General features: G+C 66.7%; 15 protein-coding genes. 7 read left to right on the top strand and 8 right to left on the bottom strand.

Annotation, left to right across the window (positions count from 1 at the left end; translation table 11 throughout):
* Positions 1 to 61 precede the first annotated feature (61 nt).
* The 3 genes from BM244_RS02145 to BM244_RS02155 form a co-directional block, all read right to left on the bottom strand.
* Entirely contained in the window at positions 62 to 544 is a 483-nt protein-coding gene (locus BM244_RS02145; RefSeq protein ID WP_093397096.1) for a hypothetical protein, read from the bottom strand.
* Positions 545 to 644: 100 nt separating this feature from the next.
* Positions 645 to 854 carry a hypothetical protein gene (locus BM244_RS02150; protein ID WP_093397097.1) on the bottom strand — a complete coding sequence of 70 codons (210 nt, stop codon included), beginning with the start codon at positions 852 to 854 and terminating at the stop codon, positions 645 to 647.
* Positions 855 to 890: 36 nt separating this feature from the next.
* Positions 891 to 1,886, bottom strand: a complete 996-nt coding sequence (locus BM244_RS02155) for an SPOR domain-containing protein (protein WP_093397099.1) — start codon at positions 1,884 to 1,886, stop codon at positions 891 to 893.
* 244 nt (positions 1,887 to 2,130) lie between these two features.
* On the opposite strand from BM244_RS02155, the gene BM244_RS02160 reads away from it, so the two are divergent.
* Genes BM244_RS02160 through BM244_RS02170 form a run of 3 tightly spaced genes read left to right on the top strand, consistent with a single transcriptional unit; the run spans position 2,131 to position 4,666 of the window.
* On the top strand, positions 2,131 to 2,832 hold the full coding sequence (locus tag BM244_RS02160) for a ParA family protein (protein ID WP_093397100.1): 702 nt from the start codon (positions 2,131 to 2,133) through the stop codon (positions 2,830 to 2,832).
* Positions 2,833 to 2,835: 3 nt separating this feature from the next.
* Positions 2,836 to 3,300, top strand: a complete 465-nt coding sequence (locus tag BM244_RS02165; RefSeq protein ID WP_093397102.1) for a hypothetical protein — start codon at positions 2,836 to 2,838, stop codon at positions 3,298 to 3,300.
* A 16-nt stretch (positions 3,301 to 3,316) separates the two neighbouring features.
* A complete protein-coding gene (locus BM244_RS02170) occupies positions 3,317 to 4,666 on the top strand; it encodes an SPOR domain-containing protein (protein WP_093397104.1) in 1,350 nt (449 codons plus the stop codon).
* 181 nt (positions 4,667 to 4,847) lie between these two features.
* Here BM244_RS02170 and BM244_RS02175 read toward each other — a convergent pair whose 3' ends face one another.
* Both BM244_RS02175 and BM244_RS02180 read right to left on the bottom strand, forming a co-directional pair.
* The gene (locus BM244_RS02175; RefSeq protein WP_093397105.1) at positions 4,848 to 6,068 is read right to left on the bottom strand and encodes a dihydroorotase; all 1,221 of its coding nucleotides are present in this window, start codon (positions 6,066 to 6,068) and stop codon (positions 4,848 to 4,850) included.
* A complete protein-coding gene (locus BM244_RS02180; protein WP_093397107.1) occupies positions 6,065 to 7,051 on the bottom strand; it encodes an aspartate carbamoyltransferase catalytic subunit in 987 nt (328 codons plus the stop codon). The genes BM244_RS02175 and BM244_RS02180 overlap by 4 nt, the downstream gene beginning before the upstream one ends.
* A gap of 134 nt (positions 7,052 to 7,185) precedes the next feature.
* Between BM244_RS02180 and BM244_RS02185 the strand changes: the two genes are divergently transcribed.
* On the top strand, positions 7,186 to 8,712 hold the full coding sequence (locus BM244_RS02185; RefSeq protein WP_093397108.1) for a hypothetical protein: 1,527 nt from the start codon (positions 7,186 to 7,188) through the stop codon (positions 8,710 to 8,712).
* Here BM244_RS02185 and ruvX read toward each other — a convergent pair.
* Both ruvX and BM244_RS02195 read right to left on the bottom strand, forming a co-directional pair.
* Positions 8,709 to 9,176: a Holliday junction resolvase RuvX gene (gene ruvX, locus BM244_RS02190; protein WP_060524389.1), complete on the bottom strand. Its 468-nt coding sequence runs from the start codon at positions 9,174 to 9,176 to the stop codon at positions 8,709 to 8,711. The genes BM244_RS02185 and ruvX overlap by 4 nt on opposite strands.
* Positions 9,173 to 10,279 (bottom strand): DUF3089 domain-containing protein, encoded by a 1,107-nt coding sequence (locus tag BM244_RS02195; protein ID WP_093397110.1) that lies wholly within the window; start codon positions 10,277 to 10,279, stop codon positions 9,173 to 9,175. The genes ruvX and BM244_RS02195 overlap by 4 nt, the downstream gene beginning before the upstream one ends.
* Before the next feature lie 247 nt (positions 10,280 to 10,526).
* Between BM244_RS02195 and gatC the strand changes: the two genes are divergently transcribed.
* The 3 genes from gatC to gatB all read left to right on the top strand — a co-directional run bounded on the left by gatC (position 10,527) and on the right by gatB (position 13,955).
* Positions 10,527 to 10,829, top strand: coding sequence for an Asp-tRNA(Asn)/Glu-tRNA(Gln) amidotransferase subunit GatC (gene gatC / locus BM244_RS02200; protein ID WP_056048145.1), 303 nt, complete (start codon positions 10,527 to 10,529; stop codon positions 10,827 to 10,829).
* The gene (gatA, locus tag BM244_RS02205) at positions 10,829 to 12,313 is read left to right on the top strand and encodes an Asp-tRNA(Asn)/Glu-tRNA(Gln) amidotransferase subunit GatA (protein ID WP_093397111.1); all 1,485 of its coding nucleotides are present in this window, start codon (positions 10,829 to 10,831) and stop codon (positions 12,311 to 12,313) included. The genes gatC and gatA overlap by 1 nt, the downstream gene beginning before the upstream one ends.
* 160 nt (positions 12,314 to 12,473) lie before the next feature.
* Complete coding sequence (gene gatB, locus BM244_RS02210; RefSeq protein WP_093397113.1) at positions 12,474 to 13,955, top strand: Asp-tRNA(Asn)/Glu-tRNA(Gln) amidotransferase subunit GatB; 1,482 nt, start codon at positions 12,474 to 12,476, stop codon at positions 13,953 to 13,955.
* 289 nt (positions 13,956 to 14,244) lie between these two features.
* Here the strand turns inward: gatB and BM244_RS02215 are convergent, their stop codons facing one another.
* Positions 14,245 to 14,808 carry a retropepsin-like aspartic protease family protein gene (locus BM244_RS02215; protein WP_254784224.1) on the bottom strand — a complete coding sequence of 188 codons (564 nt, stop codon included), beginning with the start codon at positions 14,806 to 14,808 and terminating at the stop codon, positions 14,245 to 14,247.
* Between the last annotated feature and the right edge of the window lie 51 nt (positions 14,809 to 14,859).

Below are 14,859 nucleotides of genomic sequence, written 5' to 3' on the forward strand. Positions count from 1 at the left end.
ACTCGAGCCGGCCGACCCACCCCCAACCCCTCCCTTCCAGGGAGGGGCGCAGAAGTTAGGGTCAGGCCTTGGCCAGCGGCGTGCCGCTCGCCGCGCAGACATACGTCGCAAGCTCTTCGCGCAACGGCAGGCCCTTGATCGGGCGCAGCGGGCCGTCATGCGCTACGTTGGTCTCGACCAGCGCCCGGTTCGGGCCGACGCCTAGGACATGGAACAGGCGCTTGCCGCAATCGGTCTCGGTGCGGGCATAGGCGACCTTGCCGTCATGCTCCTGGCGCAGGATCGCGATGATCGTGCCGCTTGCCGCCTTCCGCTCGCGCAACAGGAAGTGGCGCGACGTCGGATCGGAGGGGGTAGGGATCAGCCTGCCCTTGACCGTCAGTTGTTCGGGTTTCGGCACCGCCACGTCGGTCTCCGCAAGGTTGCGCAGCGATACGCCGTTATCCGCCATCGCATCGGTATTATTCGTCGCAGGCTGCTCGCCGGAACACGCGGCCAACAGCGTTGCGCCGGCAAGTGCCAGCGCCAAGGTCTTCGAAATCATGCATCTAGCTCCCGGTCGATGTCGAAACGAAACGACCGGTCCGGCTATTTGATCCCTGCCGCACCGGATCGCTCGTCCGCCGGGCGACGGTCCCGGCCGTTCAGCGCGCCTTCTTGTCGGCGCCGCGAGCCGCTCGCGCCGCGGTTTTCGGAACGACGGCTGGTTCGCAAATGCGACGGGTCGGCTGGCAGGCGATGCCGACCGTCGAGCACCCTTTGACGCTGCCCTCGGTGGGACATGCGCGACACTGTGGCTTGATCTCGGTGCAGGTCGATGGCGTCGCCACCAACGCCAGGGTCAGGAACAGCATGTGCGCATCCTCATCACGAGTATCCGGTGGATCAGCTCAGGGCGCGACGATCACGCACGGCACGCCAGCCGCCGAGCAAGCGCGCGTCGCGTCCGCCTTCGAGGCGAAGCCGCCGGCCTGGAGCCGTGTCACGCTGCCCGCCTTGGCGTAGAAGGGCTGGGCACCGCGCAGCTTGCCGCGAACCTTGTTCCACAGCGTCTCGGCGTTGCCCTGATCGCGGAACGCACCGAGTTGCACGCGCCAGTTGCCCGTCGCCCGCGCGGGCTTGGGCTTCGGTGGCGCTGCCTTCACCGTAGCTGGTTTGGATGTCGCGGCCTTGCGAACCGGCTCCCGCGTGGGCGCGGGGACCCTGGCAGGCGGCGAACTCGGCGACGGGCGCGGGGGCCGCGGTACCTCGGCCACCCGCGATGCCGGCACGTCGACCCGTCCGGCGGATTGGTTGCCGTCCCGCGCCGCCACGCGCGCGCCGCCTCCCCCGACGGTCGAGCGCGGCGGGGCGGCGGGTGTCGCCTGCAACGCATATCGCTGCGCCAGCGCCGTGCCCTTCTCGCGATCGGCGGGGGAGATATATTGGTCCATCTGCGCCAGCGTCTGCGAAGCGGATTGCAACCCCGACGCCGAGGCGCGCGTCATCAGGGCATAGGCGCGCGGGAAATCGCGCGGCACGCCGTCACCGTTGAACAGCATCGTCCCCAGCACCAGCTGCGTCCGCGGTTCGCCACGCGCGACCGACTTTTCGAGCCACGGCAGGGCGTCGGTCTTCTTGCCCGCCTGGAACAGCGCGAGTCCGTAATTGTCGCCGGCCTGAAGATGTCCCTGCAATGCCGCCTTGCGGAACCAGCTTTCGGCGAGGCCGGAGTCGAGCGGTACGCCGCGCCCAAGCTTGTACGCCTGTGCGAGGTTGAACTGCGCATCGGCATCGCCGGCGATCGCCAACGGCCGCCATTCGCCGACCGCGCGCGCGTAATCGCCCTTGGCCCAGGCATCGACGCCGCCCTTCACGTCGGCATCGGCAGGGACGGCGGCAAGCATGCCACTCGCTGCGATCATACTTATCAGAAGCTTACGGCCGACTGTCGTCATCGCTCTATCCCATCGTCTCGTCGTCACCATGCCGTCCTTCGTCGCGCAAGGCAAAGGGCGCGCCGATGCTTTTCCGGCCATCCCGTGTTTTCCAACCGATCTCGCTCGATCATCAACCATTATGACGTCGCGTTAACCGCTTCTTAGACGTCGGCATGCGACCGCGTTCGCAGATACCGGGGGTCGGGGACTTATGCGCGTTCTAGCGTTTGCATCGCAGAAGGGAGGATCGGGCAAGACGACCTTGACGGGTCATCTTGCGGTCCAGGCGGAGCGTTCGGGCCACGGCCCGGTGGTGCTGATCGACATCGATCCGCAGGGGTCGCTGTCCGACTGGTGGAACGAGCGCACCGCCGAAGAACCCGCCTTTGCGCAGACCACCGTCTCGCGGCTCGCCGCCGATCTCGAGATCCTTCGTCAGCAGGGTTTCAAGCTGGCGATGATCGACACGCCGCCCGCGATCACGATGGCGATCCAGAGCGTGATCCAGGTCGCCGAATTGATCGTCGTGCCGACGCGTCCGAGCCCGCACGACCTGCGCGCGGTCGGCGCTACCGTCGACATGTGCACGCGCGCCGGCAAGCCGCTGGTCTTCGTCGTCAACGCAGCGACACCGAAAGCACGGATCACCGCCGACGCGACGCTGGCGCTGTCGCAGCACGGCACCGTCGCGCCGATCATCGTCCATCAGCGCACCGACTTCGCCGTGTCGATGATCGACGGGCGGACCGTGATGGAGCTCGACGCGAAGAGCCGCTCGACCGCCGAGATCGAGGCGCTGTGGACCTATGTCTGCGATCGGCTCGAAAAGAATTTCCGGCGTACCGTGTTCAGCGTGCCGACCGCGGTCGCGCAGCGTCCGGCAGGCGGCTTCGGCCGTCGGATCGTGGCCTGAGCCATGGCGCAGCCGAAGCCATCCCCATTGTCCTCGCTGCTGGCGCGCAAGGGATCGGCACGTCCGGCGATGCGGCCGCAGGATCTGAGTTCGCCGGCAACGGATCGGGCGGAGGATGGGTCTCTCGACGATCTCGGCTGGAACGACCTCGGCGAGTTGGTGCCGCCGGTGCTGGTCGAGCGCCGGTCGTTGAAGGTCGAGATCGAGCGCTCCGTCGAGCGCCTGCCTGTTTCTCCTGCGACCGTAGCCCGGATCGATCGCAAGCCCGTGGGGAGGACGACACGTTCCAAGGTCGCCTTCACGGTGCGGATTGATGGCGATCAGCATCTGCGACTGCGCCATGTGGCGGCGATCACGGGAACGTCTTCGCAGCATATCGTCACGCAGGCACTCGACGCCTTCCTGCAAACTCTGCCGGGGGTGGATGCGCATGTCGCGCAGCCACGTCTGTCCAAGTCAAAATGTTGAAACAGGGATTATCCCGATGAACACGCGCGCACTTCTCCTAGGCGGCATCTCTGCCCTTCTGCTCGGCGGTACGATGGTCGGCTGTGCGGCTAACGGCGGCGGCATTGCGTCGGCCAGCGACGGTAATGCCGCGCTTGCGGCAAAGGGCGCTGCCGGGGATGCGGGGCGAGCGCAGGCTGCACTCGCCCGCAACGATGGTCCTGTCGCGATCAGCTATGCGGAGCGCGCGGTGGCTTTGATGCCGCAGCGGGCGGAATATCGGATGCTGCTCGGCCAGAGCTATCTACAGGGAGGGCGGTTCGCGTCGGCCGCGCACGCGTTCGCCGATACGCTGCAGCTGTCGCCGACCAACGGCAAGGCGGCGCTCGACCTCGCGCTGTCGCAAGTCGCGATCGGTGACTGGCAGGCAGCACGCCATAGCCTCGAGGCCAACGCCGCGATCATCCCTGCGGTCGATCGTGGGTTGGCATTGTCGCTGGCTGGGGACACCGCCGGCGGGATCGCGGTCCTGACCGAGGTAGCGCGTTCGCCGGCGACGAATGCGAAGGTTCGCCAAAATCTCGCGCTGAGTTTCGCGCTGGCGGGTCGGTGGCAGGAGGCGCGCGTGGTCGCGGCGGCGGACATGGCACCGGCGGATGTCGATGGCCGGCTCGAGCAATGGGCGCAGTTCACGCAGCCGGCCAAGGCATCGGACCAGGTGGCGAGCCTGCTCGGGGTTCGCGCGGTGGCGGACATCGGGCAGCCGGTCGCGCTGGCGTTGAATGCGCCCGCGCCGGCGGCGCCGGGTGTTCCGGAGCAGGCCTTGGCGGCGGCGGATCCGATCATGACGCCGGTCGACGCCGGGACGGCCGTACGCGCGCCGGTCGCGGTGGCGTCCGCCTCCGTCGACGGCTTTTCGAAGGTGTCGTTCGGGCCTCGGCAGGAGGTCGTCCAGGCGTTGCCTACGATAATGCTCCGTCCGGCAAGCGGCCCGATCAAGGTCGCGGCTGCCCCCGTTTCCGCGTCCGCGTCCGCGTCTTCGGGACGCAGCATGGCGACCGCGGCGTATCAGGTGAAGGCACCCGCGAGCGGCAACTGGTACGTCCAGCTCGGCGCCTTCGAAAGTGCGGGCGTCGCAAAGGATGCCTGGGGACGCGCTTCACGCCGGTTCGTAGTGCTGGCCGGCTACGCTCCGAACGGCATGACGTTCAAGGCGAAGGGTGAGGATTTCTACCGCCTGTCGGTCGGCGGATTCAGCCGGTCGGCGGCGGACGCGATGTGCCGCCAGTACCACGCCAAGGGTGGCACCTGCTTCGTCCGCCAAGGGGCGGGGGATGCGATGGCGCAGTGGTTGCGCAAGCCTGGCATGCAGATGGCGTCGCGCTAAAAGGACGCGGTGTTCGTCCCACCGCGTCAATAAGCACCACCCCGGCGGAGGCCGGTGCCCAGTTGGGGAACGTCGCTAATCGACGACGGCCCTTCGTTACGCCGGCCTTCCCAATTGGCCCCCAGCCTCCGCCGGGGTAGCCTCCGCCGGGGTGGTTGGGTTTATAATTGACGCGACGACCTCACCGAACCTCGCGGCCACCCTTCCACAATCGCAGCACGCGACCCTGCACCGGCAAGCCGTCGAACGGCGTATTCCCTGCTGCGGCAACGAACTCTTCCCCGACGATCTGCCAAGGCGCCTGCTGGTCGAACAGCATCAGGTCGGCCGGTTTGCCGACCTCCAGCGTCCCCGTATCCAGCCCCAGCACCCGCGCGGGATTACTGGCCAGCAGCGCGAGCAGGCGTTCCAGCGTCAGCAGTTCATCGCGTACCAGCATCAGTGCGAGCGGCAGCAGCGTCTCCGCACCCGCCATCCCGCTGCTCGAATCGGTGAACGGCAGTCGCTTCTCCTCGGGTCCGCGCGGCTCGTGCCCGGAACACAGCACGTCGATCGTACCGTCGGCGATAGCCTCGAGCGCGGAGCGACGGTCGCTTTCTGCACGCAACGGCGGAGACAGCAGCGCGAACGATCGGAAATCACTGACAGCGATTTCCGACAGGTGCAGATGCGCCGGCGTGATCCCGCAAGTGACGGCAACGCCGCGACGCTTCGCCGCGCGGATCAGGTCGAACCCGGCAGCGGTCGTAACCTGGCGAATGTGGATTTGTGCACCGGTATCCTCGGCGAGCAGCAGGTCGCGCGCGATCGCCAAGGCTTCGGCTACCGCGGGCGCCGCGGGCAGGCCAAGCCGCGTCGCGGTCTCGCCTTCGGTCGCGACAGCGCCGGCGGTCAGCCCGCCGTCTTCGGCATGCGCGATCACCGTCACGTCGAGATCGCGCGCATAGGCGAGCACGCGCCGCATCACGCCGCTGTCGGCGATCCAGTGCTTGCCCGTGCCGACCGCCTTCGCGCCTGCCGACAGGCAGATCGCCATCTCGGCAAGATCGTGGCCTTCGAGGCCGCGCGTGGCGGCGGCGATCGGGTGGATCCAGAGGTCGGGCTTGCCGATCAACGCAGCACGCTGGACGATGCCGGGGTCGTCGAGCACCGGCGACTGGTCTGGCATCAGGCCGATCCGCACGATCCCGCCGGCACGGAAGGCTGCGCGATCGACCTTCGCCACGCCGAGATCGACGATCCCGGGCGCGACCGTCTTGCCGCCGCAATCGACGACCGCGGCATCGGACGGAATATCGACGATCCCGGTCGCGACGATTACCCCGTCGCGGACCAGCACATTACCCTTCGACACGCCGCCGACGGGGCAGGCAAGCGTCGCGTTGGTGAGGGCGAGGATCATGCCCAACCCTCCACACCGCGTGCTCTTCGGGTCAGCACGTCGAGGCAGGCCATCCGGACGGCAACCCCCATCTCGACCTGTTCGGTGATCGCCGAGCGTGCGTGATCCGCGACCGCGGAATCGATCTCGACACCGCGGTTCATCGGGCCGGGGTGCATGACCAGCGCATCGGGTGCGGCCTTCGCCAGCCGGTCGAGCGTCAGCCCGTAGCGCAGACGGTATTCGCGGGTGGAAGGTACGTACGCGCCGTCCATTCGCTCGTTCTGGAGCCGGAGCATCATCACCACGTCCGCACCCTCCAAGGCCTTGTCGAAATCGGTAAACGCACGCACGCCCATCCGCTCGATCATCGGCGGCATCAGTGTCGAGGGCGCACACACGCGGACCTCGGCGGCGAGCGCGGTGAGTGCCAGGATGTTCGATCGCGCGACGCGGCTGTGCAGCAGGTCGCCGCAGATCACGACGCGCTGGCCCGCGATCGAGCCTTTCCGCCGCCGGATCGTCAATGCGTCGAGCAACGCCTGCGTCGGATGCTCGTGCCGCCCGTCGCCCGCGTTCAGCACCGGGCAGTCCACCTTGTCGGCGATCAGCCGTACCGCGCCGCTGGACATATGCCGGATCACGATCACGTCGGCGCGCATCGCGTTGAGCGTCATCGCGGTATCGATCAGCGTCTCGCCCTTCTTCACGCTGGACTGCGCGGCGTGCATGTTGACGACGTCCGCGCCGAGCCGCTTGCCCGCGATCTCGAACGACAGGAGCGTGCGCGTGCTGTTCTCGAAGAACGCGTTGATCTGGGTAAGGCCGGCAAGCCGCTTGTCCGGCGTCGCATGCGTCCGGTTCGCGCCGACCCACGTCTCCGCCTCGTCGAGCAGGAACGCGATCTCGTGCGGCTGGAGCCCGTCGATACCGGTGAGATGCCGGTGCGGGAAGACGGCGCCGCCTTCGATGAGGGCGGCGGGGCGGTGATCTGAGTTTCGCATTAAAGCTGCGGGATAGTGGCGCGCGGGGCAGGGGGCAAGCGTCGCGCGACGCTTCGCCGCAACCGCATGGTTAACCGGAATTTAGCGCGGGCGTGGGATGGCGTTGGCAGACAGGGGCGATGGTACAAGATTATATGACGAACGCGAACGATGCTCGGTGGTGGGAAACGCGCGCGTTTGCCGTAGCCCTCGTCCTGCTGTCCGCGGTGCCGTTGTTGTGGCCTGCGCTGCCTCCGCTCGGCGATCTGCCGGGGCATATGGGGCGCTGGCATATCGCCATGGCGCTGCCGACTTCGCCCGATCTCCAGCGCTTTTACGCGTATGATTGGGCGCTGATCCCCAATCTCGGCATGGACCTGCTCGTGCCGGCACTGGCTCGGCTGGTCGGGTTCGAGCCGGCGACCAAGCTGGCGGTGATCGCGATCCCGATTCTGACCGTCACCGGACTGTTATGGACGGCGCGCGAGGCGCATGGGCGCATACCGCCGACCGCGATCTTCGCGTTGCCGCTCGCCTATGCTTGGCCGTTCCAGTTAGGATTCGTCAATTTCGCACTGTCGCAGGCGCTCGCGTTGTGCGGACTGGCGCTGTGGATCCGGTTGGGGCGACAGAATCGGCTGATCCTGCGCGCGATGCTCTTCGTACCGATCGCCTGTGCAGTATGGATATCACACAGCTTCGGCTGGGGTCTGCTGGGACTGATGGCAGCCGGCGCCGACGTCGCGCGGCTGCGCGCGACAGGCCGTCGCTGGCCCGCGGCGCTCGTCGGTGCGGCAATCCAGTGCCTGTCGATGACCGCACCGCTGTTCGTCATGCTGACGTCCCTCCAGGGCGGGGCCGGCGCGGCGGGGGGCGGGCTTGATGCCGGCGACTGGTTCAACGCACCGGCAAAGCTGATCTGGCTCGTTTCGCTCTTTCGCGATCGCTGGCCGTGGTTCGATCTTCTGTCGCTGCTGCCGTTGATCGCCATCCTGTATGGCGGCATGCGGAGCTCCCGCCTGGGTTTCTCGCCGCTGCTGGGCATAGCTGCGCTGTTGTGTCTCGCAGCGTTCGTCATCCTTCCACGATTGCTGATGGGTGGCGCCTATGTCGACATGCGTATGGCGCCCGCCGCGCTGATGCTGGGGTTGATCGCGATCGTGCCGCGCGATCCGAAGGTGTCACGCACGCTGGCCGTGGTGGCCACTGCATTCCTGATCATGCGCCTCGCAGGCACGACGCTGAGCTTTGCCGAGCGCTCGGCCGAACACCAGCGCGAGCTCGCCGCTATCGGAGCCATTCCGCACGGTGCTGCGGTACTCTCGTTGGTTTCCCTGCCATGCGGAGGCGCTTGGGATGACCTGCGGCGGAATCACCTTCCCGGCATGGCGATCGTCCGACGCGACGTGTTCACCAACGAGCAATGGGCATTGAAGGGGCAGCAACTCCTGCGTGTCCGCTACGGGCAGGCGACCCCGTATTTAGCCGATCCGTCGCAGATTGTGTTTCCGAAGCTCTGTCGATCGTTCGGGTCAGACTTCGACGCGACCATCGCGGGCTTTCCGCGCACCGCCTTCACGCATGTGTGGACGATCGGGTTCGCTCCGGGGGCAGCGAAGGCGCGTGATCTCCGCGTCATCTGGACCAACGGCGAGTCCACGCTCTACCGGGTCGTGCGCTAGATCTGCGCGGTCACCAAGGCATCGATCGCCCCCTGGAGAATGTAGGCCGCGGCCATCTTGTCGACGAGTTCGGCGCGTTTGGCGCGGCTCGCGTCCTGTTCGATCAGCGTGCGGGTAACGGCGACGGTCGACCAGCGCTCGTCCTGGAGCAGGATCGGCAGGCCCATGTCCTTGAGATTCTGCGCGAACGCCCGCGTCGATTGCGAGCGCGGGCTTTCGCTTCCGTCAAGGTTGATCGGCAGGCCGATGACGAGACCGACGACCGCCTGCGCCTTGATGATCTCGGCAAGTGCGGCCTTGTCCTTCTGGAACTTGGTGCGGCGGATCAGGAGCGCGGGGCTCGCGAACGACCAGCCGGCGTCGCAGAGCGCGGTGCCGATCGTCTTGGTGCCGACGTCGAGGCCGATCAGCCGGCCGCCGTTGGGGAGCGCATCGCGAAACTGCGCGGCGGAGAGCGTGATCATTTGAAAGCCTTCAGGCGGCGGTTGGCGTCGGCGCGGATGTTCGCCCAGAACAGGCTGTAGTCGTAGACGTGGTAGTTGTTGCCGGGCAGCACGTACGGCCCGAGGTTCGGGCCCTCGCCGATCAGCAGGAATCCGCGGTCGGCACAGCGGGCGGGCACGCTGCCGATGGCGATCGTCGCGGTCTTCAGGTCCGCGGACGGGACGAGCGTGCCGAGGTTGGCGGTGGCGGGCGCGGCGGTGTACGGCATCCCGGTCAGCGGGTTGGTACATACCATCGGCGTGCCCTTGCGCGGCTGGCCGTTGAAGCCTGTGGTCTGGTCGTACGCGTCGACGATCAGCGAGGGATCGGCGGGCTCGGCGAAACTTTCCCACGACAGGATGCAACCGGTCTGATCCGGTGCGCGACATTCGGGGAGGCCCATCTTCGGCAGGTCAGTCGCGCGCGAGACGGGCCAGCCGACGACATACGCCGCGACGATCCGTGCCTTCAGCTTCGGGTCGGTGGCGATGCGGTCGCGGAGCAGGCGGGTGAGATGGAGCGCGCCCTGGCTATGTCCGGCGAGGATGATCGGGCGCTTCGGGCCAGCTTCTTTAAGGAACCGGTCGAACGCCGCAGACACATCGCCGTAAGCCAGCGCCAGCGCGCGTTCGCTATCGGCGGCGCTGGTCAGGAACGCGCCGAACGTCGCCTGGCGGTAGCGCGGTGCCCAGATGTCGCCCGCCTCGTTGAACGCGCTGGCCTGGCCGCGGAGGAACAGTTCCGCTCGGGCATTGGTCTCGGGATCGTCGATCGGTGCGTTCCAATGGTCGCGGTTGATGTACGAGGTCGGGTGGATGAAAAAGATCGCCGCGCCCGTGCCGGGCTTGCCGGGCGTGTAGCCGGGGGGCGTCCAGAGTGCGGGATTGCCGGGCGCATCGGGCCGGGCGAGCCACATGATCTTTCGCGCGTAGATGTTGCGCGGGGCTTCGCGTTGCGCCTGGAAGGTCTCGCTCGGGACCATCACCGCGCGCATCAGCTGCGTGCCGAACAGGCGGTAGGCGAGCAGGGCGGCGATCGCGAGGACGATCATCGCGGCGACGAAATAGAGAAACTTGCGGGCCAAGCGGGACCTTCCGTGCAGGCGGTCCCGCTCCCGTGCCGCATGCTGGGGAAGGTTGCAACGGGCGCCTGACTGTTGAGGAAACCGCCGGCGGCTCGGAACTGGCTTGTTCCCCCGCGGAGGCGGGGGCCCAGGATCTCGGGCGGTATCGTTTGTAATCCTGGGCCCCCGCCTCCGCGGGGGAACCAGAAGAAGACGCGGCGCTAGAAGGGTGTTGCGCGCCCGCCGCGCCGGGTGCTAGCCGCAGCCCATGTCCGTAGATACTGCAACCGTGAAGCGGATCGCGAGCCTTGCGCGCATCGCGATCACCGACGAGGACGCCGCCCGCATGGCGCCGGAACTCGGAAACATCCTTGGCTGGATCGAGATGCTCGAAGAGGTCGACACGACCGGTATCGAGCCGATGACCGCCGTCATCCCCAACACGCTGCGGTTGCGCGACGACGTCGTCAACGCCGACCCGCTGACCGGCGGTGGCATTCGTGAGCAGGTCCTCGCCAATGCGCCCGTGGCCGAACACGGGTTCTTCGCCGTGCCCAAGGTGATCGAATAATGACCGACCTTACAGATCTCGGGATCGCAGGCATCCGCGACGGCGTCCGCGACGGCAGCTTCAAGGCGCGCGAAGTTGCTGATGCATTCATCGTAAAGGTGAGCCAGGCCCAGGCGTTGAACGCGTTTCTTGTCGAGACGCCCGAGCACGCGATCGCCGCCGCCACCGCCGCTGATACCGCGCGCGAAGCCGGCGAGACGCTCAAGCCGCTGGCCGGCGTGCCGATCGGCATGAAGGACCTGTTCTGCACGAAGGGCGTCACGACGACCGCGGCGAGCCATATCCTCGAAGGCTTCACGCCGACCTACGAGTCGACCGTCTCGCAGAACCTGTGGGACGCCGGCGCGGGGATGCTCGGCAAGCTGAACATGGACCAGTTCGCGATGGGCTCGTCGAACGAGACCTCGGCGTTCGGCAACGTGATCTCGCCGTGGAAACGCAACGACGGCGGTAATGCGTCGCTGGCACCAGGCGGCTCGTCGGGCGGTTCGTCGTCGGCAGTCGCCGCACGGCTCTGCCCCGGCGCGACCGGCACCGACACCGGCGGTTCTATCCGCCAGCCCGCCGCCTTCACCGGCATCAGCGGCATCAAGCCGACCTATGGCCGCTGCTCGCGCTGGGGGACGATCGCGTTCGCGTCGTCGCTCGACCAGGCCGGGCCGATGGCCCGCGACGTCCGTGACTGCGCGATCCTGCTCGAGGCGATGGCCGGGTTCGACGCCAAGGACGGCACCTCGTTGCAGCTCGACGTGCCGAAATGGGAAGCGGGTTTGTCCGGCAATCTCAACGGCCTGCGCGTCGGCATTCCCAAGGAATATCGCGTCGACGGGATGCCCGAGGAGATCGAGGCGCTCTGGCAGCAGGGCATCGACTGGCTGAAGGACGCCGGCGCGACGATCGTCGAGGTCTCGCTCCCGCACACCAAATACGCGCTGCCCGCCTATTACATCATCGCGCCCGCCGAAGCGTCGTCGAACCTCGCGCGCTATGACGGCGTCCGTTACGGTATCCGCGACCTGCCGACCGGCGCCGGCCTGCAGGACATGTACGCCGCGACGCGTGCCGATGGCTTCGGCCCCGAGGTGAAGCGTCGCATCATGATCGGCACCTACGTCCTCTCGGCCGGCTTCTACGACGCGTATTACACGCAGGCGCAGAAGGTCCGGACGCTGATCGCGCGCGATTTCGAGCGGGCTTGGGAGACGTGCGACGTGCTGCTGACGCCGACCGCACCCTCGGCGGCGTTCGCGCTCGGCGAGAAGTCGGCGGATCCAATTGCGATGTATTTGAACGACGTCTTCACCGTGCCCTCGAGCCTCGCGGGCCTGCCAGCGATGTCGGTGCCGGGTGGCCTCGACAAGCAGGGTCTGCCGCTCGGGCTGCAGATCATCGGCAAGCCGCTCGACGAGCAAGGCGTGCTGAACGCAGGGCTCGCGATCGAACAGCGAGCGGGGTTCGTCGCCAGGCCGGATGTTTGGTGGTGAGTTGGATCGGCGAGATGTTTTTCCAGGTCATTGGGGAAGGTCTCGCCGAGAGCTTTAAGCGGTTACGCTTCGGTCGATCGCGATCGACGCCCATTAGCCGAGAACGACAGAAAACGCTGAAACGGCGCGCGCTGCAGCGCCAGAACAGACGGAAGAACCGATGAGCGATTACAGGATTCAGGGCGAAACCGGCGAGTGGGAGGTCGTGGTCGGCCTCGAAGTGCATGCGCAGGTGACGTCGAACGCCAAGCTCTTCTCGGGCGCGGCGACCGCGTTCGGCGCGGAACCCAACACGCAGGTGTCGCTGGTCGATGCGGCGATGCCAGGCATGCTGCCGGTCCCGAACCGCGAGTGCATCCGCCAGGCGGTCCGCACTGGCATGGCGATCGAGGCGCAGATCAACAAATGGTCGCGGTTCGACCGTAAGAATTACTTCTACGCCGATCTGCCGCAGGGCTATCAGATCAGCCAGCTCTATCATCCGATCGTCGGTGAGGGCGCGATCGACATCAGCCTCGACGAGAAGAACCCCGATGCCGCGGGCAAGCGGATCGGCGTCGAGCGCATCCATGTCGAGCAGGATGCGGGCAAGCTGATGCACGACCAGCATCCGACCCAGTCCTACGTCGACCTCAACCGGTCGGGCGTCGCGCTGATGGAGATCGTGTCGAAGCCCGATCTTGCTTCGCCAGCGGAAACAGGGGCTTACCTGCGGAAGTTGCGATCGATCCTGCGCTATGTCGGATCGTGCGACGGCAACATGGAAGAGGGCTCGATGCGCGCCGACGTCAATGTCAGCGTGCGCAAGCCCGGCGATGAGCTCGGCACGCGGACCGAGACGAAGAACGTCAATTCGGTACGCTTCGTGATGGCGGTGGTCGAGCAGGAGGCCAAGCGTCAGGTCGAGGTGCTCGAAGCCGGCGGCAAGATCCAGCAGGAAACGCGGCTCTACGATCCCGATCGCAACGAGACGCGCTCGATGCGGTCGAAGGAAGATGCGCATGATTACCGCTACTTCCCCGATCCCGACCTGTTGCCGCTGGTGCTCGACGATGCGTTCCTCGCCGAGTGCCGGGCTTCGTTGCCGGAGTTGCCGGACGCGAAGCGGGCTCGGTATGAGGCGCTCGGGATCACCGCGTATCAGGCGACGGTGCTGACCGCCGAGGTCGAGGCGGCGCGGTGGTTCGATGCGCTGCTCGACGCGGGCGTGAAGCCGGCGGCGGCGGCGAACTGGACGACTTCGGAGTTGTTCGGCGCGCTCAACCGCACGGGTAAGGATATCGAGAACTCGCCGGTGTCGCCTGCGCAGGCGGCGGAATTGCTGGGGCTGATCGCGGATGGCACGCTGTCGGGTAGTCTCGCCAAGCAGGTGTTCGAGGTGATGCTCGAGACCGGCGACGGCGCGGCGAAGGTGGTCGAGGATCGCGGGTTGAAGCAGACCAGCGATACCGGCGCGATCGAGGCGGTGATTGCTGACGTGATGGCGGCGAACGCTGACAAGGTCGCTGATTATCGTGGCGGCAAGGACAAGCTGTTCGGGTTCTTTGTTGGGCAGACGATGAAGGCTATGGGGGGGAAGGCTAACCCTGCTGTAGTGAACGAGGTGTTGAAGGGGATGCTTGGGGAGTCGGTGGCTTCGTAAAGCTACCGACTTCTTTGCTCTCTCTCCCGCACCTGCTGGTCTCCCGCCCTTTCCGTTCTCCCGCGAAGGCGGGAGTCTAGGGTAACCGAATGCAGCGCTGCTTGATTCCTGGGCCCCCGCGTTCGCGAGGGAACTAGCAGAAGTGTAGTTCGCTGCCTCCAACACGCCCCACCCCGGCGAAGGCCGGGGCCCAATTGGGGGACGGTGATAACGGTGTGCAGCGCTTCGTTACTGCAACCTTTCCAATTGGGCCCCGGCCTTCGCCGGGGTGGTTGTGTACGGAGGTGGCTTACCCATCCGCCTTCTGCGGATGATGCGGCACCAGGATCAGCGTGTTCTCCTCCACGCGCCATGACGCCAGTCGCGACAGGAAGTTCATCCCCAGCACGTTCGTCTCGCCAAACGCCGGCGACACCACCACCTGCAAATCGCGCGCGACGATCGCACCGAGACGCAGCGAGGTAATCGTGCCCGTCTTAGCCGCGATCGACCCGTTGGCAGTCTGCAAGACGATCGGCACCACGCCAACCCGCGCTTCAACCCCAGCTTTCTCCGCCGTCTTCTCCGAAATCGCGGTAATCGTCGCGCCGCTGTCGATCAGCAGCCGCTGGCTTACCCCGTCGATCGTCGCCCGCGCCCAGAAATGCCCATCCGGCGACATGCGGATGCGAACCTCGCCGCCAACCACCTGCTGGTCCTCGATCTTCAGAAACCGCGCGATCTTTCCGACATAGGGGTCGAACTGACGCCGTTGATCGATCGCGACGAACAGCAGTCCGACAAGGACGAGCGTCATCGCCAGATTGACGAGTGTGCGGATGATGGGGATGCGCTGCGCCAGGATCAGCAGCAATACGGCGAGCCCGAGCGCGATATAGAGGCTCTGGTGCTCGGCAAAGGTGGG

The organism is Sphingomonas sp. OK281, assembly GCF_900115295.1.
Lineage (GTDB): Bacteria > Pseudomonadota > Alphaproteobacteria > Sphingomonadales > Sphingomonadaceae > Sphingomonas.